25 protein-coding genes and 1 tRNA gene are annotated in these 25,409 nt (G+C 37.7%); 16 read left to right on the top strand and 10 right to left on the bottom strand.

Going from position 1 to position 25,409, the window contains the following annotated elements:
* Positions 1 to 56: 56 nt before the first annotated feature.
* Positions 57 to 1,553 carry a CoA-acylating methylmalonate-semialdehyde dehydrogenase gene (locus EGT34_RS10245; RefSeq protein ID WP_000078457.1) on the top strand — a complete coding sequence of 499 codons (1,497 nt, stop codon included), beginning with the start codon at positions 57 to 59 and terminating at the stop codon, positions 1,551 to 1,553.
* 907 nt (positions 1,554 to 2,460) lie between these two features.
* On the opposite strand, the gene EGT34_RS10240 is transcribed toward EGT34_RS10245, so the two are convergent.
* The 3 genes from EGT34_RS10240 to sxtP all read right to left on the bottom strand — a co-directional run bounded on the left by EGT34_RS10240 (position 2,461) and on the right by sxtP (position 5,689).
* Complete coding sequence (locus tag EGT34_RS10240) at positions 2,461 to 3,864, bottom strand: amino acid permease (RefSeq protein WP_001121395.1); 1,404 nt, start codon at positions 3,862 to 3,864, stop codon at positions 2,461 to 2,463.
* Positions 3,865 to 4,241: 377 nt separating this feature from the next.
* Positions 4,242 to 4,317, bottom strand: a tRNA-Thr gene (locus tag EGT34_RS10235).
* A gap of 124 nt (positions 4,318 to 4,441) precedes the next feature.
* Entirely contained in the window at positions 4,442 to 5,689 is a 1,248-nt protein-coding gene (sxtP, locus tag EGT34_RS10230; protein WP_001089023.1) for a multidrug efflux MFS transporter SxtP, read from the bottom strand.
* Positions 5,690 to 5,827: 138 nt separating this feature from the next.
* Here sxtP and sxtR point away from each other — a divergent pair, with 138 nt between their 5' ends.
* On the top strand, positions 5,828 to 6,748 hold the full coding sequence (gene sxtR, locus EGT34_RS10225; protein WP_000423156.1) for a multidrug efflux pump transcriptional activator SxtR: 921 nt from the start codon (positions 5,828 to 5,830) through the stop codon (positions 6,746 to 6,748).
* On the opposite strand, the gene EGT34_RS10220 is transcribed toward sxtR, so the two are convergent.
* Complete coding sequence (locus EGT34_RS10220) at positions 6,745 to 7,632, bottom strand: DMT family transporter (RefSeq protein ID WP_001061073.1); 888 nt, start codon at positions 7,630 to 7,632, stop codon at positions 6,745 to 6,747. The genes sxtR and EGT34_RS10220 overlap by 4 nt on opposite strands.
* A gap of 228 nt (positions 7,633 to 7,860) precedes the next feature.
* Between EGT34_RS10220 and EGT34_RS10215 the strand changes: the two genes are divergently transcribed.
* Together EGT34_RS10215 and EGT34_RS10210 are read left to right on the top strand one after the other, a co-directional pair.
* Positions 7,861 to 8,604 (top strand): hypothetical protein, encoded by a 744-nt coding sequence (locus tag EGT34_RS10215; RefSeq protein WP_000597384.1) that lies wholly within the window; start codon positions 7,861 to 7,863, stop codon positions 8,602 to 8,604.
* A 24-nt stretch (positions 8,605 to 8,628) separates the two neighbouring features.
* Positions 8,629 to 9,021 carry a hypothetical protein gene (locus tag EGT34_RS10210; protein ID WP_000789141.1) on the top strand — a complete coding sequence of 131 codons (393 nt, stop codon included), beginning with the start codon at positions 8,629 to 8,631 and terminating at the stop codon, positions 9,019 to 9,021.
* Between the two features lie 45 nt (positions 9,022 to 9,066).
* Here the strand turns inward: EGT34_RS10210 and EGT34_RS10205 are convergent, their stop codons facing one another.
* Both EGT34_RS10205 and EGT34_RS10200 read right to left on the bottom strand, forming a co-directional pair.
* Complete coding sequence (locus EGT34_RS10205; RefSeq protein WP_000877465.1) at positions 9,067 to 10,068, bottom strand: aldo/keto reductase; 1,002 nt, start codon at positions 10,066 to 10,068, stop codon at positions 9,067 to 9,069.
* Positions 10,069 to 10,179: 111 nt separating this feature from the next.
* Complete coding sequence (locus EGT34_RS10200) at positions 10,180 to 11,082, bottom strand: helix-turn-helix domain-containing protein (protein WP_000447720.1); 903 nt, start codon at positions 11,080 to 11,082, stop codon at positions 10,180 to 10,182.
* Between the two features lie 761 nt (positions 11,083 to 11,843).
* Between EGT34_RS10200 and EGT34_RS10195 the strand changes: the two genes are divergently transcribed.
* From EGT34_RS10195 to EGT34_RS10180, 4 genes are all read left to right on the top strand, one after another.
* On the top strand, positions 11,844 to 12,395 hold the full coding sequence (locus tag EGT34_RS10195) for a TetR/AcrR family transcriptional regulator (RefSeq protein ID WP_000792721.1): 552 nt from the start codon (positions 11,844 to 11,846) through the stop codon (positions 12,393 to 12,395).
* A gap of 190 nt (positions 12,396 to 12,585) precedes the next feature.
* Positions 12,586 to 13,149, top strand: a complete 564-nt coding sequence (locus EGT34_RS10190; RefSeq protein ID WP_001058679.1) for a tetratricopeptide repeat protein — start codon at positions 12,586 to 12,588, stop codon at positions 13,147 to 13,149.
* A 90-nt stretch (positions 13,150 to 13,239) separates the two neighbouring features.
* A complete protein-coding gene (locus EGT34_RS10185) occupies positions 13,240 to 13,596 on the top strand; it encodes a hypothetical protein (protein WP_000681000.1) in 357 nt (118 codons plus the stop codon).
* A gap of 44 nt (positions 13,597 to 13,640) precedes the next feature.
* Positions 13,641 to 14,522, top strand: a complete 882-nt coding sequence (locus EGT34_RS10180; protein WP_000216332.1) for a hypothetical protein — start codon at positions 13,641 to 13,643, stop codon at positions 14,520 to 14,522.
* 64 nt (positions 14,523 to 14,586) lie between these two features.
* Here EGT34_RS10180 and EGT34_RS10175 read toward each other — a convergent pair whose 3' ends face one another.
* Together EGT34_RS10175 and EGT34_RS10170 are read right to left on the bottom strand one after the other, a co-directional pair.
* The gene (locus EGT34_RS10175; protein ID WP_001215527.1) at positions 14,587 to 14,805 is read right to left on the bottom strand and encodes a DUF6500 family protein; all 219 of its coding nucleotides are present in this window, start codon (positions 14,803 to 14,805) and stop codon (positions 14,587 to 14,589) included.
* Positions 14,806 to 14,832: 27 nt separating this feature from the next.
* Positions 14,833 to 15,168 carry a winged helix-turn-helix transcriptional regulator gene (locus EGT34_RS10170; RefSeq protein ID WP_000128770.1) on the bottom strand — a complete coding sequence of 112 codons (336 nt, stop codon included), beginning with the start codon at positions 15,166 to 15,168 and terminating at the stop codon, positions 14,833 to 14,835.
* Between the two features lie 116 nt (positions 15,169 to 15,284).
* Between EGT34_RS10170 and EGT34_RS10160 the strand changes: the two genes are divergently transcribed.
* Together EGT34_RS10160 and EGT34_RS10155 are read left to right on the top strand one after the other, a co-directional pair.
* A complete protein-coding gene (locus EGT34_RS10160; RefSeq protein WP_000753356.1) occupies positions 15,285 to 15,842 on the top strand; it encodes an NAD(P)H-dependent oxidoreductase in 558 nt (185 codons plus the stop codon).
* A gap of 145 nt (positions 15,843 to 15,987) precedes the next feature.
* On the top strand, positions 15,988 to 16,788 hold the full coding sequence (locus EGT34_RS10155) for a hypothetical protein (protein ID WP_049867141.1): 801 nt from the start codon (positions 15,988 to 15,990) through the stop codon (positions 16,786 to 16,788).
* On the opposite strand, the gene EGT34_RS10150 is transcribed toward EGT34_RS10155, so the two are convergent.
* A protein-coding gene (locus EGT34_RS10150) for an IS4-like element ISAba1 family transposase (RefSeq protein ID WP_085940648.1) occupies positions 16,750 to 17,840 on the bottom strand; the annotation gives its coding sequence in 2 pieces (ribosomal slippage) (positions 16,750 to 17,300 and positions 17,300 to 17,840; 1,092 coding nt in all). The two genes, EGT34_RS10155 and EGT34_RS10150, sit on opposite strands and share 39 nt — an antisense overlap.
* Positions 17,841 to 17,941: 101 nt before the next feature.
* On the opposite strand from EGT34_RS10150, the gene aph(3'')-Ib reads away from it, so the two are divergent.
* The 4 genes from aph(3'')-Ib (at position 17,942) to EGT34_RS10130 (ending at position 20,771) form a co-directional block, all read left to right on the top strand.
* The gene (gene aph(3'')-Ib, locus EGT34_RS10145; protein WP_001082319.1) at positions 17,942 to 18,745 is read left to right on the top strand and encodes an aminoglycoside O-phosphotransferase APH(3'')-Ib; all 804 of its coding nucleotides are present in this window, start codon (positions 17,942 to 17,944) and stop codon (positions 18,743 to 18,745) included.
* Entirely contained in the window at positions 18,745 to 19,581 is an 837-nt protein-coding gene (locus tag EGT34_RS10140; RefSeq protein WP_000480968.1) for an aminoglycoside O-phosphotransferase APH(6)-Id, read from the top strand. The genes aph(3'')-Ib and EGT34_RS10140 overlap by 1 nt, the downstream gene beginning before the upstream one ends.
* A gap of 141 nt (positions 19,582 to 19,722) precedes the next feature.
* Positions 19,723 to 20,145, top strand: a complete 423-nt coding sequence (locus EGT34_RS10135) for a hypothetical protein (RefSeq protein ID WP_000656635.1) — start codon at positions 19,723 to 19,725, stop codon at positions 20,143 to 20,145.
* 215 nt (positions 20,146 to 20,360) lie between these two features.
* Complete coding sequence (locus EGT34_RS10130; protein ID WP_001057867.1) at positions 20,361 to 20,771, top strand: hypothetical protein; 411 nt, start codon at positions 20,361 to 20,363, stop codon at positions 20,769 to 20,771.
* Positions 20,772 to 21,003: 232 nt separating this feature from the next.
* Here EGT34_RS10130 and EGT34_RS10125 read toward each other — a convergent pair whose 3' ends face one another.
* Positions 21,004 to 21,534, bottom strand: coding sequence for a conjugal transfer protein TraD (locus EGT34_RS10125; protein ID WP_000963725.1), 531 nt, complete (start codon positions 21,532 to 21,534; stop codon positions 21,004 to 21,006).
* 453 nt (positions 21,535 to 21,987) lie between these two features.
* On the opposite strand from EGT34_RS10125, the gene EGT34_RS10120 reads away from it, so the two are divergent.
* The gene (locus tag EGT34_RS10120; RefSeq protein WP_005119228.1) at positions 21,988 to 24,906 is read left to right on the top strand and encodes an AAA family ATPase; all 2,919 of its coding nucleotides are present in this window, start codon (positions 21,988 to 21,990) and stop codon (positions 24,904 to 24,906) included.
* 50 nt (positions 24,907 to 24,956) lie between these two features.
* Positions 24,957 to 25,280 (top strand): hypothetical protein, encoded by a 324-nt coding sequence (locus tag EGT34_RS10115; protein ID WP_024437503.1) that lies wholly within the window; start codon positions 24,957 to 24,959, stop codon positions 25,278 to 25,280.
* The last annotated feature ends 129 nt before the right edge of the window (positions 25,281 to 25,409 follow it).

Below are 25,409 nucleotides of genomic sequence, written 5' to 3'. Positions count from 1 at the left end.
TTCAATCATTTCCTTAAGGAAAAGTAAGGAATATATCTAAAGTTAAGGAGAATCAAATGAGCCAGATCGTTGGACATTTTATCAATGGCAAAGTAGTTGTAGATGAAAGTAATACTCAACCGGTATTTAATCCATCAACAGGTGAGGTTAGTAAGCAAGTAAGTTTAGGTGGAGCTAAAACAATTGATGAAGCAGTCGCTTCAGCTAAAGCAGCGTTTCCATCTTGGAGTAAAACACCTCCACTAAAACGTGCTCGCATCATGTTTAAATTTAAAGAGTTATTAGAGCAAAATACTGCTGAAATTTGCCGTTTAATTGGTGAAGAGCATGGAAAAATTATTCATGATGCGGCAGGTGAGTTACAACGTGGTATTGAGAATGTCGAATATGCATGTGGCGCACCTGAGTTATTGAAAGGTGAGCATAGTCGTAATGTCGGCCCTAATATTGATTCTTGGAGTGAGTTTCACCCCCTAGGTGTAGTGGCTGGTATTACACCATTCAACTTTCCTGTAATGGTGCCGTTATGGATGTTCCCAATGGCAATTGTATGTGGAAACACTTTTGTCCTAAAACCTTCTGAACGGGATCCTAGCGCGATTTTATATATTGCTCAGTTGTTAAAAGAAGCTGGTTTACCTGATGGTGTACTTAACGTAGTAAATGGTGGCAAAGAAGCTGTAGATGCTATTTTGGTTAATAAAGACATTCAGGCAGTAAGTTTTGTAGGTTCTACTCCAATTGCTGAATATATCTACAGAACTGCTACAGCCAATGGTAAGCGTTGCCAAGCGCTTGGAGGTGCGAAAAACCACGCAATTGTTCTACCTGACGCAGATTTAGACAATGTAGTGAATTCCTTATTAGGAGCTGCTTTTGGTTCTTCTGGTGAGCGATGTATGGCTCTATCTGTTGCAGTTGCTGTTGGTGATGAAATTGCTGACAGAATGATTGCAGCTTTAAAAGATGCGATGGCGAATTTAAAAGTTGGTATTCATTCAGATAAACAAAATGATTTCGGACCTGTAATTACTGCAGAACATAAAACCAAAGTTATTGGACATATCAAAAGTGCAGAACAGCAAGGAGCTACTATTTGTGTAGATGGCTCAAATCTCGTCCATGCAGATTATGAAAATGGTTTTTATGTCGGGGCTACATTGATCGATGGAGTTACCAAAGACATGAGTAGTTATCAGGCAGAGATTTTCGGTCCTGTACTGCAGGTTATGCGTGTTAAGACAATGCAGGAAGCAATGGATCTAATCAATGAACATGAGTATGGGAATGGTACCTGTATTTATACTAGAGATGGAGAAGCTGCTCGTTATTTTGCAGATAACATTCAAGTTGGTATGGTTGGTATTAATATTCCACTGCCTGTGCCAGTAGCCTATCAAAGTTTCGGTGGTTGGAAGCGTTCATTATTTGGTGATTTATTTATGTATGGTCCAGACGGTGTACGCTTCTTCACTCGCCGTAAGACTATCACTCAGCGTTGGCCAACTGCACAAATCCGAGAGGGTGCTCAATTTTCAATGCCTACTTTATAGTTTGAATAATAAAAAATAACTTAATGGCTTAAATCCTAAGAGGTTTAAGCCATTTTTCTTAAATTAAATAAATATTTTCTACTTTTCTCTCATTGAGAGAATTCTAAACTAGAGCTTTCCAGCTCTTTCCTGTAAACGGTAGTGGATAAATTATCTTTACCTTATGTGGTCGTTACTTATTATGTAAATGCTATAACAATACTATTTCTCTAACCTATGGTAAGGTTTTCAAATAAACAAGTATTGAAAAATACCTTCCTGAATGAATCATAGAATCATTTAATAAAAGCATTTTTTGTAGTTGGCTTAATTATGTGTGCTAATTCTTTTTATCTTGGCACAACTCTAGCAATTTGGCTGAGTGCAACTCAGGATTATTATTAACATTAAGCTATCTTGGAAAGGTCACATTACTGCTTAAGTAGTTCTAGTAGTCCTTAACTACACGTTCAACCAGCAAATATGTATCTATTTCAAGGTTAGTATTCATGAATACTTTTATCGATAATATTCAGAACTCAGAAGCAATTATCACAATATAGACCGTCATTCATAGAATCTAAAGCCTACTGATAGTTTTCCAATGCAGCTACTTGTAGCAATTATGCAATACGCTTTGATAATTCTCGCTTCTAGAGGTTAAGCAAATTTAAGCCCATTAGACAATACACTAGATAAACCAGCTTATGATTTCAGTCATAACCATGACGATGAATACTACTAAAACATTTCCAGAATACTAATTGAGGAGATTATTTAAGTACATTTGAATAGCTTGCTTAGGGAAGGGACAGTTGAAGTCATAAGATTTTATATCTAATTATAATATTACTTATTGATTTTAAAATTAAAATCTCGGTATTGTTATACCGAGATTTATTAAATTAAGAATAGAAGGTAATTACGATTATTTAGTGTGTCTTAAGGGATTAACTTGTGGAACATGTGTTGGCTTATTAGGACTAACAATTTTCATAGCGCCGTATGCAATTACAATAACAAAGATTGCAATTAAGGACTGTAATAAGCTAAGTCGTGTGGCTGGATTGATCCCCATATTAACTAAAACAGCGACGATGCAGAGAGTTACAAATAACGGTAACCAAGGATGCAACCACATCTTAAACGTTAGAGTTCCTTCCTGTACCCACTTTTTACGTAACTTTAATTGTGATAAGCAAATCATCAAATAGATAAATAAGAATAGAGCACCAGATGAGTCAAGTAAAAACTGGAATGCAGTGTCTGGCCACAATGCCGCAATTACAACACATCCATACCCGACTAAAGTAGAGGTGAGTACACCCCAAACTGGCACACCACGCTTATTTTTTCTAGCTAACCAACTTGGAGCTTCATTATTTGAACTTAATACATGCAATAAACGAGATGCAGTATATAAACCTGCATTAAGTACAGATAATACAGCAACAAGAATTACTACTGTCAGCATTGTACCTGCACCAGGAATACCAATTTTTTCAAGTGTTGCCACGAAAGGTGATTTGCCTGGAATTATATTAGTCCAAGGTTGTGCAACAACAATGAACAGTGTAGATAAAACAAAAAAGACTAAGATACGTGCCATTACAGTATTTACAGCACGGCGGATGTTGTGTGAAGGATTATCTGATTCTGCAGCAGCAATAGTAGCAACCTCTACTCCACTCATTGAGAAAATTACTGAAACCACACCAGAGAAGAGGGCTAATGTGCCGTGTGGTAAGAATCCGCCATGCTGAGTTAAATTAGAAAAAGAAGCTGTTGAATTCGGCCATACTTTAAATACATATGCGCCAACAATTACCAAGAATACAACAATAGCTGCTACTTTAATTCCTGCAAACCAATATTCTGCTTCACCGAAAGAACTTACTGATAACAAGTTGAGAGAGGTCATCAGAATTAGTAAGCCAAGTGAGATAATCCAAACAGGAATATCTGGTAACCACTGATTAATAATTTGTCCACCAACGACTGCTTCAAAGCCAACGACAACTACCCAGAAATACCAATAAAGCCATCCTGTTGAAAAGCCGGCAAGATTGCCGAAAGCTAATCTAGAAAAATCTACAAATGAGCCAGTGGAAGGGCGAGCTGCCGCCATTTCTCCTAGCATTCTCATAATTAAACCTACCATAATTCCCGTAATAGCGTAACAGATGAAGGCTGCTGGGCCTGCTGCAGCTATTACTGAACTGGAACCGACAAATAAGCCGGCCCCAATCACACCACCTAAAGCTAACATGCTAATGTGGCGGGTTTTGAGTGTAGATTTCAGACGTGGATCATGTTCCGTATGAATAGGCATCTTTTACTTCCTCTATGATTATAGTTTTAACTCCATTTGAGGGAATATAAGCATTACTGCAAGAGATTGCCTATATGTAAAAAAGATGAATTTACAAGGTCCATTTGTATAAATGTATGAATGAAAAATAAACAGGATATAGGGTAGAAAAAATTAGAAATTCAAATAGAAATTTCAATTAATTCTCTTTGGAAGAACAAATTTAATTAATTTATATATCAGCTTATATAACTGACTCATATTATTGTATACATATTACTTACGGACCACTAGACTATCGATCAAATGGACCACAAAATAGTCCGTTGGACCAGCAATGTACAAAACCTACAGACAACAAAAAACCCCATAAATCAAATATTCATGAGGTTTAATGATGGTGCCGGCACACGGATTCGAACTGTGGACCTACTGATTACAAGTCAGTTGCTCTACCAACTGAGCTATGCCGGCGATGTGGAGTGAATTTTACAGTTTCTTAAAAAAAATACAAGCCAAAAAATGAGCATTTAAATTTTTTCATATGATTTTTAAATGCTCATTGGGTTTAGCCTAAAAAAGTTAAGGTTTTACTACATTAATGCGCTTTGGCATGTGATGTATAAATCGCTAAAAATATTCCAATTAAAGACAAGAACACGGTTAAACCGACAATCGCACTCCAGCCACCGTGTAACCAGAACCAACCGCCCGCCGAGCCGACAATACTTGAACCCATATAGTAAAACAGCAAGTAAAGCGAACTGGCATGAGCTTTAGCTTGTTTGCTTTCGGCACCCACAGAACTACTCGTAAGTGAGTGGGTAATAAAGAAGCCTGTGGTAATAAATGCGATGCCAATGATAATGCCGAAAAGAGAGCTGAGCAGGGTCATGAGACTACCCACGATCATCAAGGCAAAGCCACTCATCATCATGGTTTTTTTACCGAAGCGATCAGCTAAGCTACCTGCCAACGATGAAGACACCATACCAAAGCTATACGACAAGAAAATAAGGCTAATTTGTGTCTGACTGAGTGAATAAGGTGCGCCGCTTAAGCGGAAGGTCGCATAGTTAAATAAGGTGACAAAAACACTGGTAAGCAAGAAACCAATCGCAAAAAGGCGTAATAATTTAGTATTGCTTAAATGAGCACGCCACATTTGTATGTGAAAGCCTAAATTCAGCCCTTTTTTCTGCACAAAATTACGCGATGCGGGAAGTAATTTTAAAAATGCAATTGAGCAAATAAAACAGATTGCTCCAAGTAGGCCTAAGGCGGTGCGCCATGAAAAATATTCAACCAAAATACCCATACCGACACGGCCCATCATGCCACCAAAGGCCGTACCTGCAATATATAAACCCATAGTTTTACCGAGGTGTTCAGGTGCAATTTCTTCGGCAATCCAAGCCATAGTCACTGCGGGTACGCCACCGAGCAGCAAACCTTCTAAAGCACGCGCCATCAGCAAACTGTGCCAATTCGGTGTAAGCATCGAGACAATATTTAAAATTGCGGCACATAGCATAGATGTAAAGATTACACCGCGACGGCCAATCGCTTGTGAAAAGGCACTCGATAGCACAATCGAAATGGCTAAAAAGGCAGTCGTTAATGACAGGGCCAAAGAGCTACTCGCAGGACTAATCTGGAAGCTTTGGCTAAATGCAGGTAAGAGTGGCTGTACACAATAAATTAGAGAGAAGCTGGCAAAACCTACGAGGAATAAAGCAAATCCTGCATGTTTATAAGCTTTAGTCCCTTTGTGAATCCACTCAAGGGAGGAAAGAACAGACGTTGCCTCAGTGTTTAAAGTACTGGGTGTAGATGAAGAGTTCATATCATGACCATGACAGAAAAAAGAGCAGGACCTAAAGGCATGCTGCATCGAGAAAATTCGATAAATTAAAATTAGCAATTTAAAAGGTATTTTTCTAATATATTTAATAATGGGACACGATATGTTTTATATATAACAATGGAACTCAGGCATATACGCTACTTTTTGGCAGTAGCAGAAGAAAAAAACTTTACCAAAGCTGCGCAGCGCTTAAACATGAGTCAGCCGCCTTTAAGTATGCAAATACGAGACTTAGAAGAAGAGCTAGGTGCAGATTTATTTATTCGTTCGCCTCATGGGGTGGAGCTGACCGAAGCTGGGCTTGCCTTTTTAAATGCAATTCAGCCAGTACAGCAGCGTGTAGAAGATGCAGCAAACCTTGTTAAACAAGTGGCAAATGGCGAAGTGGGTCAATTACGGTTAGGCTTTACAGGTACTTCAATGTTGAACCCTTTAATTCCTAAATGTGTTCGCTATTTCCAGCAGCAATACCCGAAAGTAAATTTAAAGCTTGAAGAAGCCAATACCTTACTACTTATCGACTTATTGCTTGAAGACCGTTTAGATGTCGCAATTATTCGTTCGCCACGCAATATGCCGGATAGTCTTATACTTCAAGAATTATTGGCTGAGCCGCTCATTGCTGCTTTACCTTCCGAGTCTTTTAATCTGGACGATGTATCACAAGAAATTGATTTAACTGCGCTGCGAGAGCTTGATTTTATTGTCTCGCCACCTTCAGTGAGTGCAGGGCTTTTTGATGCGATTAAACAGGCCTGTCATGAGCGTGGCTTTGAACCGAAAATTGGACAAAACGCCCCGCAAATTGTGTCAATTTTATCGTTGGTATCTGCAAACTTAGGGGTGTCTTTGGTTCCCGAGTCGACCAAACAATTGCAAATACAAGGTGTGGCTTATCGCTCTTTGAAAGCGCCTGTACCTACGGTGGGTTTAGGGCTTGCTTATAAGAAACACGCCCCTTCACAGATGGCGATTAACTTTGCCAGTGTGGTGCAAGTGGCTTGTCACCACGCCAACGAAATAAATGAAATCAGCTAGTTTGATTTCGGCGCTCTGTTCATTAAAAAGATGCCTGAAATAATAAAAATCGCGCCATATAAAAACGATAAAGTCGGCTGTTCATGAATGAAAACCCAAGCCATGAGCGCTGCAAAAATAGGTTCTGAAAGCTCGGTCACTTGTACCTTTGCGGCGCTCATATAAGACAACGCTTTAGTGGTACAGAAAAAGCCGAGAATGGTCGGCAGCACAGCTAAACCAATCAAACCTAAAATGATGTCACTATTAAAAGTAATGCTATGCAAATTTACTAAAAACGGAACTGCAAGATAAACACTACCAAACAGCAGTAAGTATTTAGTCAGAAACAGGCCGCCGTTTAACTTGAACTTTTTCACTAAAACCGAAAATAAGCCATAACCCGTACCGGCAATAGAAGCATTGATCAGCATTAAAAGGCTATTTTCACCTTTCCACGAAATAATGCTAATCCCCGCAACCGCCAATAATGTTCCAATAAGCGAATGAATGTAGATACTTTCTTTTAAAATGAACCTCCCAAAAAATAGGGCAGAGATGGCAGCCGAAGCCATGAGTACCACCACCACATTGGCCGCAGCACCGTGGTTATAAGCAATGGTCTCAAAAAAGAATAGCGAGAAAATACCTAAAAAAGCACAGATAGCAATTTGAGCAAAAACGCTGAGTTTACTTGGCGTACTGCTAATAAATGCAATCTTTTGGCTAACTGGCACTTTAAATAAAAACACACTTAAAAAGAAAAAGGCGATAATGGTTTTTAAAAAGGCAATGTCTTGTGGGTTTAAACCACTGTGCATGAGTAATTTACTAATTACACCAATAGATGCATTTAAAGCCGCTGCACACAGTGCAAATAGGGTTCCAATAATTAAATTATTCACTCTTATAATTCTTCCTAATTTTTACGCATGCAGTCTACATTATTTTTTGGTTGAATATTCAATTAAAATAACCAGTTAAGGTTGAATGTTTTCAAAAATTTATTTTGTATGGATTTAACTATTTTTATAAAAACCTAAACTCTTCTAATAGACTTTTGTTTCAAATAATTGTGATTTATAGCGCCAGCTCATATTATATAATTAGTTAATTATTAAAGAATTTTAAAAATGATTAAATCGATTATTACAGGCTGCGCGGTTCTTACACTTTCAGCTTTAACGATAACTCATGCAGAGTTTTCTTATGAACAAGAATTACAACAAAGCTGCAATAAAGTGAAGCAATACGCGAGTTTAGGCAAGAAATTCTACGATCAAAAACAATATAAAAAAGCGCTCGAAAACTTCCAAAACCAAGCCTCTTGGACTGCTTTTTGTAAAGCCAATGAAGATGAAACCACAGTTAAATTTACCGACCGTGATATTGAAGTTGCCAACAATAACGTGGGCTTAGCCTATGCCAAATTGGGTCAACCACTTTGGGCAAGAGCATGGTTTATGCTCGATGAAAAATCCAAATCTAGTCAATTTAACCTTAAGCAGTTGCCTCAACCTAAAGCATCAAATGATTTGTCGGGTGAGTACGTCCGTTACTCAGGTTTTGGTGAGTGGGATCACATCACGGTAAGTCGTAAACAGGGCCAATATGCTATTAGCTATTCAGGCGTTTATATGGGACTTAGAAGCTTAATTTACGGCCCAAATATGGGTGAGTTTGACACCAAAATGCCGACCAATGCCAAGCAAACCATTTATAAAGATCAAGACTGCCGTATTCAGCTCGATTTTAAATCTAATGCGAAATTAGGAAATTATATTCAGGTCAAACAAAACGAAGGCGAGTCGGGTTGTGGCTTTGGACATAACGTTTATGCCGATGGAACGTATTTAAAAGTTGAGTCTGGAAAATAAGATTAAACATATAGGAACACAATAATGAAAAATATATTTGCACCTTTACTGCTTGTTTCTACAGCTATTTTTTCTGCTCACATTTATGCAGAGCCGACTAGTACCTGTAAGGAAGTGAAATTCCAAAAGGCCGATCAGGCTTGGAGTGGGCACTATTATTTACATGGTGTGATGGAAGTCGGTTCAGAGCTTTTACTTCAGCCAGACGGTAAGTTTCAATGGATGCTCGCTGTGGGTGCTTTAGACCAATATGCCGAAGGTACATGGTGGAAAAACGGTGACTGTATTGGTTTAAAACCAGAGGCTAAATTTAAAAAGGATTTAAGTATTTTCCCTGAAAGTCTAACGATTTCTGACAAGTCCTTAGACGCGATTTGGGAAGGTGGGCGCCAGCAAGGCACATATAGCAAAGACTAAATTAAAAAGTCCGACACTCAGTCGGACTTTTTTATGACTTATATTTTAGTGGTTGACCGCAGCAAGTTGCTGAGCGTTATAGCGTGCGCCCATATTTGGGTATCTCGCGATAATCGCATCGATTTCTGCCAAATCTGCCGCTGTTAAATGAAGGTCTACAGCACCCGCATTTTCCACAAGTCGCTCGATTTTACGCGTACCCGGAATTGGAATAATGTCGTCACCTTGCGCCAAAATCCAAGCCAAAGCCAGTTGAGCTGCTGTCGCATTTTTGCTTTGAGCAAACTCGCTAAATGCTTGCGCCAAGCTTTGGTTATTTTTCCAGTTATCGCCCTGATAACGTGGTAACTGGCGACGGAAATCATTTTCATCTAGGTTATTTACATCAAGCGTATTGGTAATTAAACCACGCGAAAGCGGTGAATACGGCACAAGGCTAATGCCTAACTCACGAATAGTTTGCAAATGGGTTTGCTCAAACTCACGAGTGAGTAGTGAATATTCATGTTGAACTGCTGCAATTGGGTGAATCGCATGTGCTTTACGAATAGTTTCAGCCGATGCTTCACTGAGCCCTAAATAACGAACTTTACCTTGCTTGACCAAGTCTGCCATTGCGCCAATGGTGTCTTCAACTGGAATGTTTGGATCAATGCGATGTGCATAATACAAATCAATCACGTCTGTATTTAAACGTCTTAAGCTGTTTTCGACCGCAACTTTAATCCACTCTGGAGAACCATCAATATAAGACTCTAAAGAGTTTTTCGGGTTAAGGTTATCTTCTTTATAACGAAAGCCAAATTTGGTCGCCAAAAACACTTTGTCGCGGTGTTTTTCTAAAACTTTTGAGAGCAAAACTTCATTTGCACCGTTGCCGTACATGTCGGCAGTGTCCCAAAAGTTAATCCCGAGGTCTAAGGCCTTTTCTAGAGTTGCAATGCTTTGTGTGTCGTCTGAGGCACCATAGGCAAAGCTCATTCCCATGCAACCTAAACCAAGTGCTGATACTTTTTCGCCTGTTTGTCCTAAAGTTCTATATTTCATTTTTCACACTCTTTTTGCAAAATCACTTGAGTAGAAAAACTATAAAATGCTTTGGCTCAAACTGACGTATAACATTCAAACCAATAATTATAAAATTCAAACAATCTGTTTTTAGGCTACACAGTCTTCGCGGAATTTTTTAGGCGAAAATCCGGTATTTTTCTTAAAGAAGTTGGTGAAATACGCTGAATATTCAAAGCCTAAGCTATAAGCAATTTCGGAAATATTCCAACTGGTGTGCTGTAGCAGCGCTTTGGCTTCTTGCGTAATACGCGAGCTAATATGTTCAGAGGTGGTTTTACCTGTGGCTTCTTTTACAGCGCGGTTTAAATGGTTGACATGCACTGACAAGCCATAGGCAAAGTCATTTGCAGTTTTGAGTTTAAGCTGAAAATGTGGCGAGTCGATTGGGAACTGGCGCTCTAATAATTCAAAGAATAAATGGCAAATGCGCACCGAAGCATTACTATGTTTTTCAAACTGTTGGGTCGGTTGCATTTTCATGGCTTCATGTACAATCAGATGCAAATAATTTCTTAAAACATTGTATTTATGAATGTAGTCTGAATTTATTTCATTCATCATCTTTTTGAAAATAAATGAAATTTCATCAACCTGCTGGTCATTTAAAAAATATAGCGGGTCGCCGTCGACTTTAAACAGCGGTGAGTCTTTTAAAAAGCTTTGTCGCGTTTCTTGGTTTACAAACTCTTCGGTAAATAGACAAAACCAGCCTGCCTGTTCGGGCGAATTAATTTCCCATGCATAGGGCACCATTGGGTTTGAAAACAGTAAAGCAGGGCGGTCGACTCGTATCCAGCGGTTAGCATAGTGAAGTTCACCTGTGCCTAAAACCAGTGAAATTTTATAATAATCGCGGCGGCTATAAGGCGTTAGAAATGAGCAGGCATCGCGTTGGAACACGTTAAAATGTCCAAACGAAGTCGATGGAACCGAGTAATCGCTATCTCTGGTTAAAGAAAAGCGGCGATAAAAATCATGTATGGTTTCCATGTTTTTGCCTGCATGCGTTATCAATTTATTTAAAGTTATAAAATTCAAACTTTATTTAATGTAGCTTTTATTTATAGCGTGATCAATCTGTTCATTTAAACAGGTTTGAAAATGAACGATAAATTAACAATGAAATAAGCAGCCAAACTAAACTTTAAGAAAATATATTCTTAAATCACTAGGCCAATGAAAAATAAAAATAATCTTTATAAATGAATAGCCAATATCACATTGACACTTAAAAACACGCGGATTATCCTTTGCCTGCTGGCCTACATTGCCAGTCGATTTTGACAGATCGATATAACACACAAGACATCAAAAAGTTCTCTTTTTGGTGGCGAACTCGTTCGTCCCCCTTCGTAGCGGTAGGGCGAGGGAGGGACGCCTTGTGCGTGCTGATTCTTGTGTGTCAGTCTGTCAACCTTCTCTCGTTCTACCACCATCATTTGACAGTGATTAGGTAGAACTCCTTTACACACAAGGAGTCCGCATATGCGTACTATTTCATCTCTTTCATTGGCAACCTTCGCCAAAATCTTTGACTCTATACCCAACTGGTCTTTAAAACGGTTTAACCGACTCTAGGTTTTAGCCCATAGGTCATTACGACTAAAAAATCATAGCAACAATAAAACCCGAGATAGGCGAGCACACCATTTTTGTGCTGCTTTTGCACGCCTGTTTTTAGCGCTCAATTTAAGAGCGACGGCATTTCTATCTCTTTTATTTACAACAAAAAATTATTTTAAGCGATATACATGAAAAATTTAGAAGCTTCATTTAGAGCATTGCGAGTGCTCCATACGGCAAAAGATTTATTTAACCAATATGGGTTTCATAAGGTAGGGGTAGACCGAATTATTGCCGACTCCCAAATTCCCAAAGCCACCTTTTACAACTACTTCTATTCAAAAGAAAGACTCATTCAGATGAGCTTAACTTTTCAAACAGACGCTTTAAAAGAAGAGGTATTTTCCACGATCTATTCGTACCGTGAACTGATGGTGTTCGATAAACTCAAGAGAATTTTCTTTTTACATGCTGACTCAGACGGGCTTTATCGTTTGCCTTTTAAAGCAATTTTTGAAATAGAAAAGCATTATCCGTCGGCTTATAAGGTAGTTATTGATTATCGAAACTGGCTTATTCAGGAAATTCATAAACTGCTTTTAACTGTAAAACCTGCCGCTACAGTTGAAGATGCGCATATGTTTTTATTTGTGATTGATGGGGCAATGGTTCAGCTTTTAAGCTCAAATCAAACTGATGAAAGGGAATATTTGATTGATTATTTTCTAAGTCGGGTTTGATGGGGAAAGGCCTGACGGGAGTTGGGCTTTAGTGTAATTAAAAAGAAATTTATAAGTTTTAAATAGCAAACAGATTAAAGATAAATATTTTCGCCATACGGGAGGTGATTATTTAATTCATTAAATTTAAATAGCTCTCATCTATTATTGTTTGATTATAAAGGTTAGAAAAAACTATTTAAGGTTAGACATGAATAACTTCAAAATTCTTTTCATTACTATAGGACTAATGTTTTCAATGAATTTATTTGCTAATCCAATTTTCTCAGATGACCTATTAAAGAGAGCTACAAATGGTGATATATCAGCTCAACTAGAGTTAGCAGATGTTTATATATATGGATGGGGTATCGAAGAGAATGAAACTCAAGCGGAATTCTGGGCAACTAAATCAGCCGAAAGCGGTAATGTAAAAGCAATGCAATGGCTCGGTGAGGGATATGCCACTTATGCTAGCCTTGTTGGAGATATGGATCCAGCTGATGCAGATGAACACTACAAGAAAGCTTTTAAGTGGTTTTCGAAAGGAACTCAATTAAATGATGCAGATTGTATGGTTGGTTTGGCTAACTTGTATAGTAGCGGTGACGGAGTTGAGCAAGATACTTATAAAGCACTAGAGCTACGTAAAAAGGCTGCTGCTCTTGGAAATAAACAAGCTATGAGGGATATTGCCTTTATGTATAAATATGGATTGGGTGTAGAGAAAAATTTAGAGATTGCAAAATATTGGAGTGAGAAAGGAAAGATTTAATAGATTTATATTTTATATCGAGTTCCATTTTATTTGAGAATGGAAAGACCTAAATCTCTAGTTTTAGGTCTTTAAAAAGGAAAGTTTCTAATGAAGCATAAATTAATAATTATTTTTTCAATTATTTTTGTACTTATAGGTTGTGGGAAGAAATATAAAATTTCTCCTGAGAGTTTACCTATCGCTCATATTAATCAAGAATACCAACAAATTATTAAGATTTCTGGAGGAAAAGTTATAGATAAATACGCTGAATTAGAAACGAATATTCCAGAAAATCTAGGCATTACCGTTAAACCTGTTGATGACTTGGATGGATATAATGTTATACAAATCAAGGGTGTTCCAAAGTACAAAGGAAAATATACTATCCATATACGAGCTGACTTCTATGCAGGTGGTGATGCTGAAATTGACAAGACATATAGCTTTATTGTCCAAGATTAAAAATTATCGCAGAGTCGGGAAATAGCAAAGTAGAGAAGTTAATAATGACGGTAAAATTTAGACAATATTTCTTAATTTTAATTTTTGGATTATTACTTTCCGCTTGTCAGCCAGCCGCAAAACATAATGAAAGTTTAGATTCCCAACAGCAAGCCTACACTTTGCATATGGGTGAAAAAGGTATTCAAGATTTTTCAAAATATAGTGATAGCAATGTCGATAATCATCCAGCTGGCGTTAGCTTTAGAGAACTTCAATTTTCTCCTCCTAACTTAGGAAAAATAACTATAGAGAATGGTTCTAACACTTTATCGATTGAACATGTTTTCTCTGTTTTAGGAACTCAATATGACAAAAATGAAGGGATCCAAGTTTTAGATATTGATGCTGGCCTCACAAAAGAAGAATTTGCTACCCCAGAGCAGGTTTATCAAAGCTATGTAGCTTTAATGAAACGTATTAATCAGGCTGATTGGAAAAACTATTTCTTTACAGATGCTCCGCGTATTGCTAAAGAAGATAATATTAAGCATCTATCGAAAAGTCGTGATGTCATTGATCCTAGTTATATTTTTAGCTTTGAGGAGTGGAAAAATATAATAAACAACAGCCCAACAAAATCATTGGGTTATAAATTGTACGCTAATGGGATTATTTTAGATATCAGTTTAAAAAGAACAGCTAAGAATGAGCGTAATGAAGAGCAATATATGCTTAGATTTAGCTTTCAGAGTGTTCGATACAATGAAAGAGACTCAATTCCTGACTCTGATAAAATGACACCTAGTGAATTCGAGCAAGCGTTTAAAAAGAGATTAATTGAAAATAAAAAATATCGGGAAAAGGAGGAGAGAAAAGCTAAGGCTGAGGGCTATCATATCAATGAAAAATATACAGACCCTGATGTTTGGTCATATGTTAAATAGAAGTTTTTAAAATAATAAAAAGGCTTAATTTACTTAAATTTAAGTCTTTTAAATAATTCTATTTTTAGCTTTCACTCAAAACCAATTGTTTAATCTTCACAGCTTTCTCGAAGTGGTCTAGCTTATGCTCCATAATCCACCAATGCGCTGCTTCCATAAGTAGCTCAGGGTTATCATTCTTATTTTTAAAAAAGGCATAAAAAGATAGACCGACATTGTCTCCCTTCTTTTCAATTTTCTCGTCGCATCCCTTAATAAAAATTTCTTTTAATTCATGTCTCATATTGAGTATCACTTCAAGTCTATAAAACTAAGACGGCTTATTTTGCTCGCCCCATTGGCACATCATATCTAACAAGGGAATTAAAGATTGTCCTCTTTCAGAAAGACGGTACTCAACCTTTGGTGGAATTTGAGGATATTCCTTACGAATAATAAGTTCGTCTCTTTCTAACTCTTTAAGTGTATTGCTCAGCGTTCTAAACGAAATATTGCCAATACAGCGCTGCAACTCATTAAAACGCATAACAATTTTTCCATACAGCCAATACATGATGATCATCTTATATTTGCCATTAATTAAAGAAAGAGTGTAGCCAAATCCCGTTTCTTCTAATGGCGTATTTGATGGTAGGCAGTCAGTCATTTTTTAAATCTACACTATCTTTTAGTATAGTATATAACAAAAATTACCGTACTTATATTTAGGAAAGCACACTTCTATAATCGATTTATCTACTTTTCGATAAGAGTGTTTTTATAATGAAAAAGACATTAGTGATCGTTGCGCATCCTCACATAGACCAGTCTGTAATTAATAAAAGATGGGTAGAGGAGTTAGAAAAATATCCCGACCAATTTACCGTTCACCAGATTTATCAAGCCTATCCAGATGGCGTAATTGACGTTGCCAAAGAACAAGCACTTGTAGAAGAACACGAAAATTTAGTATTTCAATTTCCAGTGTATTGGTTTAACTGCCCGCCACTTTTGAAACAATGGCTTGATGAAGTTTTGGCGTATGGTTGGGCTTACGGCTCAACAGGTGACAAGCTTAAAAATAAAAAATTTATGTTGGCTGTGTCTGCAGGTGCTCAAGAAAAAGTTTATTCAGAGCAAGGCGAATATAAGCTTTCGTTAGAACAGATTTTTAGTTCTTTTGAACTCACCGCTTTATATGTTGGGGCAGTTTATCAACCGCTTTATGCATTTTATGGTTTAGACACAAACCCTTCACCAGATGATGCTATTCCAACTCACCAAGAAATAGATAACAGTGCCGTTCAGTATGTTCAGAAGTTATTAGCGTTGTCTGAATAAGTTTTAAAAGCAGGAGGCCTGAACGTGAGGGTTTAGGCCTTTTATATAGAAGATTTTTTAAAAACATGGATTAAGGTATTAAGTTAAATATACGATTTATCTATGATATAAATGTTCGTTAAATATAGATTAAATTTAAAAAATTATGACCGTTTTTCGCATTAAAGAAAAAGAAAACTCTCTTATAACTGAAGATGCTCATGAATTAATATGCTACGCAACAATCAGTGAAATAAACTCATGGAACGATGTTGTTAACTTATATTCAGAAATTAAGCAGAAACATTTCCCTAAAAAAGTATTATTACTTTTAGAAGATATAGGACAGTGCGAATACACGTCCATGCATGCTTCAATGGGAGAGGGGCTTTATTTTGATACCACAGAATTCGTTGAAGATGACAGTGCAGCAAGTTGGGAAAATACTCGACCTTTAGAGCTTCAATACCATATTGAACAATTATTAAAGCCAGAAAATTATTTAAACTTTAATAACTTGCCAAAAAAACTTAACTATAGCGATGAAGATCAGGCAACTCTGCTACAGATCAATGCTGAACCAGAAAAAATTTTAGATGAAGTTATTCAAGTAAAGTTAGTCAATATTCAAACTGAAACTCAAAAATTTGCAGCATGCCTCAATGGTTACTTTACTTGTGATTTGAACCCTTTTGAGTCTTTTAGCTTGATTGAGCATTTAGATCAAAACTATGGCTTAGAGTATGTGGGTTTAGGGGCAAGCTTATTATTCTTTATTAAAACATCAAAATTTGATGCAAATAAAACTCCTCAATTGCTTAATGAGTTGAGCAACTTTTATCAATTCAGCCAAACAACTCATAACCAACTAGAACAACATTTATCTAATCATGAATATCTTATTTTGCCTCTCTGTACACGACAAATTTCACAGAACCCTTATCCTATCAGGATTCTGCTTTCTTAAAATTGCCAAAATTTCCTTAAACTCTTCTTTTTTCCCAAAACCAATTAAACGCTGAATCGCCATTTGAACATAGTCTAAACCATAGCGAAATAAACTCATTGAGAGTCGTCCATGCTTCTTTATTTTTATCGCTTTTTTTTGATTATGTTGCCATTCACCCGTTAAGTAACACCAACAGAAGCTTATAGCTAACACCGCAATCAATTTTTTCACTCGTCTAGGGTCTGTCAAGCGCGTATTTTCAAGATTAAACCCGCGTCCTTTGAGACAACTGAATAAGGTTTCAATTTCCCAGCGTAATGCATAATCCTGAATAGCATTGGCATTAAACTGAGGAGAAACGACGAGTAAAAGCTCTCCATTTTCTAACTGTAGTGCACTTATATATAGTTTCACCCGACCAACCAAAATCCGTCGTTTACGACATTCAATTTGACCAACTTTAAGATGGCGAAATAAATCACTAATTTTATGATTCTTTCCTAAATGATTGGTGACAATGAAGTTTTTTTAACACGAATGCAGAAGTTGATGTCTTGTTCAATTAACCATGTAAACCACTGCTCACCGATAAACTCTCTGTCTGCGAACACATTCACAATACGGTCTTTACCAAAAATGGCTATAAAGCGTTGAATCAAAGCAATACGCTCTTTCGTATCTGAATTTCCACGTTTATTAAGCAATGTCCAAAGGATAGGTATCGCTATTCCACGATAAACGATTGCGAGCATCAGGATATTAATATTTCGTTTTCCCCATTTCCAATTGGTTCTATCTAAAGTCAGTTGCACTTGGTCGAATGAAAACATATTGAAAATCAACTGAGAAATTTGACGATAATCAAAATACTGACCTGCAAAGAAGCGCTGCATACGTCGATAAAATGATTGTGGTAAACACTTGATGGGCAAGGCTTTAGATGCAGAAGAAAGATTACATGTTTGCTTTAAAATAATCACAAGCATGATGAGCGCAAAGCACTTTAAATGTGACTTGTTCCATTTTAGAGATTTGTTTAAGATAAGATATAACTCATTGAGATGTGTCATAGTATTCGTCGTTAGAAAACAATTATTGTGACATTATTTCAATGAGTTATCTATTTTTGTCGTGTACAGAGCGCTTCATCAGAAAACTGAAGGAACCTCCATTGAATCGAACTAATATTTTTTTTGGTGAATCGCATTCTGACTGGTTGCCTGTCAGAGGCGGAGAATCTGGTGATTTTGTTTTTCGACGTGGTGACGGGCATGCCTTCGCGAAAATCGCACCTGCTTCCCGCCGCGGTGAGCTCGCTGGAGAGCGTGACCGCCTCATTTGGCTCAAAGGTCGAGGTGTGGCTTGCCCCGAGGTGATCAACTGGCAGGAGGAACAGGAGGGTGCATGCTTGGTGATAACGGCAATTCCGGGAGTACCGGCGGCTGATCTGTCTGGAGCGGATTTGCTCAAAGCGTGGCCGTCAATGGGGCAGCAACTTGGCGCTGTTCACAGCCTATCGGTTGATCAATGTCCGTTTGAGCGCAGGCTGTCGCGAATGTTCGGACGCGCCGTTGATGTGGTGTCCCGCAATGCCGTCAATCCCGACTTCTTACCGGACGAGGACAAGAGTACGCCGCAGCTCGATCTTTTGGCTCGTGTCGAACGAGAGCTACCGGTGCGGCTCGACCAAGAGCGCACCGATATGGTTGTTTGCCATGGTGATCCCTGCATGCCGAACTTCATGGTGGACCCTAAAACTCTTCAATGCACGGGTCTGATCGACCTTGGGCGGCTCGGAACAGCAGATCGCTATGCCGATTTGGCACTCATGATTGCTAACGCCGAAGAGAACTGGGCAGCGCCAGATGAAGCAGAGCGCGCCTTCGCTGTCCTATTCAATGTATTGGGGATCGAAGCCCCCGACCGCGAACGCCTTGCCTTCTATCTGCGATTGGACCCTCTGACTTGGGGTTGATGTTCATGCCGCCTGTTTTTCCTGCTCATTGGCACGTTTCGCAACCTGTTCTCATTGCGGACACCTTTTCCAGCCTCGTTTGGAAAGTTTCATTGCCAGACGGGACTCCTGCAATCGTCAAGGGATTGAAACCTATAGAAGACATTGCTGATGAACTGCGCGGGGCCGACTATCTGGTATGGCGCAATGGGAGGGGAGCAGTCCGGTTGCTCGGTCGTGAGAACAATCTGATGTTGCTCGAATATGCCGGGGAGCGAATGCTCTCTCACATCGTTGCCGAGCACGGCGACTACCAGGCGACCGAAATTGCAGCGGAACTAATGGCGAAGCTGTATGCCGCATCTGAGGAACCCCTGCCTTCTGCCCTTCTCCCGATCCGGGATCGCTTTGCAGCTTTGTTTCAGCGGGCGCGCGATGATCAAAACGCAGGTTGTCAAACTGACTACGTCCACGCGGCGATTATAGCCGATCAAATGATGAGCAATGCCTCGGAACTGCGTGGGCTACATGGCGATCTGCATCATGAAAACATCATGTTCTCCAGTCGCGGCTGGCTGGTGATAGATCCCGTCGGTCTGGTCGGTGAAGTGGGCTTTGGCGCCGCCAATATGTTCTACGATCCGGCTGACAGAGACGACCTTTGTCTCGATCCTAGACGCATTGCACAGATGGCGGACGCATTCTCTCGTGCGCTGGACGTCGATCCGCGTCGCCTGCTCGACCAGGCGTACGCTTATGGGTGCCTTTCCGCAGCTTGGAACGCGGATGGAGAAGAGGAGCAACGCGATCTAGCTATCGCGGCCGCGATCAAGCAGGTGCGACAGACGTCATACTAGATATCAAGCGACTTCTCCTATCCCCTGGGAACACATCAATCTTACCGGAGAATATCGTTGGCCAAAGCCTTAGCGTAGGATTTCGCCCTCTCCCGCAAACGACCCCCTTTTATCTACACTAGATTTAAAACAGTTGAACGTATGAAAGAAGCTGTTTCTCAAAATATTCAATCAGACAACTTGAGCCATCAAAACGCCATCAAGAACAAGGAAGAACAAAAAGCCCGAATTAAAAAATTCCGTGATCAGTTAGAGATCGGGACGATCTTATATACCTCATGGGGATATGAGCAAACAAATGTAGACTTCTATCAAGTTATTGAGAAAAGCCGGGCATATTGTGTCATCCGTGAACTTAAACAGGCTTATGATGCAACAGGTTCAATGCAAGGTTATGTTGTGCCTTTACCGAATGAATTTACCAGCAAAGAGCCAATGAAAAAAAAGATCATGGATAACTATATCGTGATTCATCAGTCTGCAAATGCAACAGTATTAGATTTTGAATTATTGCCGACAGGTACAAAAGTTTATAAACGCTGCTATACATCATCATACGCATAAAACAGTTGACCCCCTGAAGGGGGTCAATTCACTACAGAGGAAAATATGAAGCATTCAAAATTAATATATAAAGATTGGCAATTATATTTAAGGCTCTTATTTGAAAATAAATAGGGGTAATAGTCACCCGCATTTTTTTGATGTTTAGATTTCTAATGCTTCAAAAAAATGCGGTTCATTGCGTATCATATAATGAATATTAAGGAACTGAAAAAATGAATAATGCTCAATTCAAAATTGAATGCTTCAGAAATGGTTTATATAGCCCAGAGCAAATAATTGAATTTTACAAGGTAGTCCACACGGAAGAAACTAAGTACAATAGCCGTGATGCTCAACTTTGGATTAATGGGAAAAGCTCTAGGGAATATCAAATTGACCCTAAAGCAATTCAAATTGTAGATATGCTTAATGCAATCAGATCGGAAGTAATTGCAAAAGAAAAAGAGCGTATAGAACTTGGCAATCCAAGATATAAATATCTATTCAAAGGTGAACAAGCACTATGGTCGGAGCATCAGGAATTTATAAATTTACCTGTCAATTTTTATAATTCAATAATGGTTGAGCTAGGTAAAAAAGATTTAATTTATTTTGAATTTTCAAAAAAAGATATTGAATCCTAAACGATAGAGCAGAGCAAAGTGTCTACTTTGCGAACTGAAAAATCTGAAAAATCCTCCCTTCTCTGATTACTGTTGAATGGGGCAAGCGAAGCAGACAAAATCTGTGATTTTGGCTAGCTGACCGCAGACCCGCAACTACTTCCATGTTACCTATAAGCGGGATTAACAAAGCAATCCCGCAGGGTTGCGACTGAAAAAAATTAAATTATATTTTTACCAGTTTGAATATTCTTTAATTTGTAGAGCCTGAATTATCAACTAGAGTTGATTTAGATTTTTTTGATTGTTCCCGATCAGCAATAAATTTGTCACCAGCAATTTTTAAACTGTCAAAATGTTGGGGATTGGATTTATATGATTCAAGAGCCTTTAAAAGAACACCAGTAATAATTCCTTTATCTTCAGTTGGGAAATCTACTATTTCAAAAAGCGCACCAATTGAAATTAATTTATGTTCACGTTTTTTGCGATCTTTAACTTGAGCAGCTTGAGCATCTTTTTTCAAACTAGCTAAAAGTTTTTTTTCATCTTCCTTAATTTTTTCTAATTCTAAACGTGCTTTATGTTTTTTAAATTCATTTTTCATTACACGTTCAAATGAACTAATTTGCTGCTTTGTTGGTGAGCCTGATTCAATACTTTTAACAAGTGACAAAATTAAATCTTCAGTTTGGTTTCTATTCTCTAATCCCTTCAAACGAGAGATTTCATCAGTTACAAACTTTTTTTGATCTTCAGTAAATTTTAGATTTTCGATAGCCATTGCCACTTCCTCATTGTCAATATTTTTAAATCATAGCATAACTAAAAATAGAGGAAATCTATTACAGCACTAAACAACAAAAATCATATTAAATTATTAATTTCTGACTTTTACAATTAAAGAAATATTTATTCTGAGTATGACTTGAATTGAAAAATATTTAGCCAGGTGATCATTTTTTATAGGATTTTTAAAATTTTAAAATTGGCTTTCAGTCCTTTAGTTTAAAAAATATCCTAATGTCTATCTAATAACAAAAAATTACAGTTTATAGCTTAAAAAAATCCTTATTAATCGTGTCACTTATAGACCCTCAGATTTGGGGTTTCTGAACTATGGGTTATCACCTTGTAGCGAATATATATTGAAGTTATCATGACAACAGCAGTTGGAATGCACGCTTCCGCGTTTCTCTCCGAGAAACAAAAAAAGCAGATTCAAAATAGGCGAATTATGGCGATTTATCACTTATCAGTTAAATCAGGTAGGCAATACGGTTCTTCGGGAAGTCGAGGGGCAAGCCATTACGCTTATATAAATCGTGAAGGTAAATACAAAAGAGAAGATTTAGAAAATATAAAATCAGGAAATTTACCAAATTGGGCTAAAGATGCTGCTCATTTTTGGAAGTCAGCAGATAAGAACGAACGCATTAATGGACGTATTTATACTGAATTGGAAATTTCATTGCCTAGAGAATTGAATAAAGAACAACGTGAAGAATTAGTACAGGAATTTGTAGATAAGACTTTAGGTAAAAACTTCACATATTCCTATGCAATTCATAGCCCATTAGCAAGTGATGGTGAACAAAATCCTCATATTCATTTGATGTTTAGTGAAAGAAAATTAGATGGTATTGATCGTGACGAAGTACAACACTTTAAACGCTACAATCCGACTAATCCTGAAAAGGGCGGGGCAGGTAAAGATCGCTATTTTTCATCTAAAGTTTTTGTGGCAGATACACGCTTATCATGGGCTAACCATGTAAACGATTTTTGCGAAAATTTAGGTCTTGATGCTCGTATAGATCATAGAAGTTATAAGGCTCAGGGGCTTGAATTATCCAGTCAAAACTTCAGGGCTGATTATGTTAGTAATCATAAATATTTCATTAATGAAAATATAAAAAATATACGTCATCAAAATGGCGAAATTATTATTGAGCGTCCTTCGGAAGTTATTAGAGCTTTAACTTCTAATCAGTCTGTATTTACTGCCCGTGATCTTGAGCGTTTTGTTATGGCTCATACTGACAGTCAAGAACAATATCTTAAAGCCTATGAAGCTGTAATGACTTGTCCTGATATGGCAATGTTGTTTGGGAAAGATAAGGTTGTATTCTCATCAAAAGAATTGGTCGGAATTGAAGATTCTATTACTGCATTTATCTACAATGCCAATGAGCAAAGTCGAGTACAGAAGCCATTTAATTTAACTGAAAAATTCACTTTAAATGCTGTAAAAATTGCTGATAAAAGAACATTCAATAGAGAGCAAGAAGCAGCCTATTATACTTTGACTTCTACTGATCGAATCTCATTGCTAAATGGTTCGGCTGGTACTGGTAAGTCTTATGTTCTTAGTGCTGTTTCTGAAGCCTTCAAAACTTCAGATTATAAAGTTCATGGTATTGCTTTGCAGGCAATTACAGCTAGAGCTATTTCTGACGATTGTAATATTCCAAGCAGTACAATTGCTTCATTCCTTGCCCGATATGAAAGTGGTAATTTTGAGATCAATAATAAGACTGTCTTGATCTTAGATGAAGCGGGGATGGTCGGCTCAAGAGACATGCAAAAACTTCTCATGATCGTAGAGAAGCATGATGCTCAAATAAAACTTGTTGGTGATAGTTATCAGTTAAGTGCTGTTAGTGCTGGTTCTGCTTTTGCTCATATTCAAGATAACCTTGATAAGAAAAATATTGCTTCATTAGAAAATATACAACGACAAAAATATGCGAAGGAATCAGAGAAAATGATTGAAGCATCTAAGTTGTTATCTAAGCATGAAGTTGACAAAGCATTAGATATTTATAAGACCATTAATGCTGTTAATGAATATGAATCTCACGATCTAGCACTAGCCAAAACTATTAAATCTTGGAGTGAAGATTCTAGCGAAAATAAGTTAATGCTTGCTCATTCAAATAATGATGTGAATGAATTAAACCGCATGGCAAGAAATGTATTAATTAAAAATGGTCAACTTTCTGCTACTGGTAATCATGTTAAAACTGCTTTCGGTGATATTGAAATTACTGTCGGAGAAAAAATTGTATTTAAGCAGAATGATTCAAAATTAAAAGTTAGCAATGGTGAAACAGCAAAAGTAATCGGTTTTGAAAAAGATAATCTTAATAACATTAAATTTATGATGGTTCAGTCAGATAGAAATAATGAGATCATTAAAGTAGATTTAAATGAATACAACCAATTTAAATATGGTTATGCAAATACTATTCACTCATCACAAGGTATGACTGTTGATAATGCCTATATTGTGGCGAGTGAGAACATGAATGCTAATTTAACTTATGTTGCTTTGACCCGACATAAACATAATGTCGAAATTAATTATTCTGCTATGTCGTTTACCACGAATGAAAAAGAATTCGTTAAACGTCCAGATGGGAAAATCTCATATGATCAGAATTACAATCCTGTTGAAAAAGAAGTTACACCTTTTGAAAACTTCAAAAAAGTTCTAGGACGATCAGAAAAGAAAGAATTTTCTACAGACTTCACTTTAGTAGACAAGCAAGAAAAATTGATCAAAGCATATCTGCAAGATCACCGCCACCATATTGAAGATAAGCGGGAGATATACGGAATTAACTCGAAGATACATGCTTTAACTTCAGAGAATCGTACATTCACGAAGGAAGAAATTGTTACCGAGGTTCGTGCGAATCTTAAATCTAAATCTATTTTAGGTGATGAGATCGGTAGCATTAGAGGTATGAAAATTGCAAAAGGTGAGCTTCTCAAACTTGAGGAAGGGTTACAGATCAAGACTGGATTCTTTAAGAAAGAAACCTTTGAGAAGGGAACAGAATTAAAGGTTCTTGATGCCTACAAGATGAAAGATAAACCAATGATTAAAGCTCGAATCAATGATATGGAATATGAGATTCCATTTGAAAAACTTTCTGTTAAGTATTCAGATCGGTACTTCACAGAGTTTAAAGATCAGAGCGCACACCGTTTTACTGCCCGCAATAAAACTGAAGTTTATAGCGAGTACCGTGAGCAGTTATTGAAGCAAAAGATTACTGCACCGGAAGAAAATTTGAATGCTCCTAATCACAAGATGAAGCTGCAAAGCAATCTTAATACTACCCCTAGAAATACACCTAGAATCTAACTTCACCTGGCATAAGCAAGTGAAAATAACAAACCATAAAAGACTTTTTAATGAGTAAAGATGATCATGATAAATTTGTATTATTCCTGATAGTTGTAGGCTTTATCGTGTTAGTTGTTTGCGGTCTTGCGTGGCAGGGAGCAGGCATCTTTAACTTGCCTTTCACAGTGATGCTATGGACTATCATTAGATTAATTATCGTGGTATCGCTTGTATTTATTACTGGAAAATTCGGTCTATCAAGAGAGTTTACTTTCCCCGCAGCAGCAGTAGGTTTAGCTTTTAGTTTATTCCCTGTCCTTGATCATATTGCGTTAGGTTATTCTGCTAAAAATTTCTATGAAACCACTAATTTTAGGTTCTTTGCACTTTAGCGTGAAGATTGTTACGATATGGACTCATTCACGAAATAACCCGCACATGAGCGCTACCAAGAAAGCAGACAAGTAAGCCGCAGCAACCTTCGTTTTCGGTTGTTGCGGCGTTCTCAAGAACCTAGTTGC

The organism is Acinetobacter sp. FDAARGOS_558 (assembly GCF_003937785.1).
GTDB classification, from domain to species: domain Bacteria; phylum Pseudomonadota; class Gammaproteobacteria; order Pseudomonadales; family Moraxellaceae; genus Acinetobacter; species Acinetobacter baumannii.
This window is presented reverse-complemented; position numbering and strand designations above follow the sequence as displayed.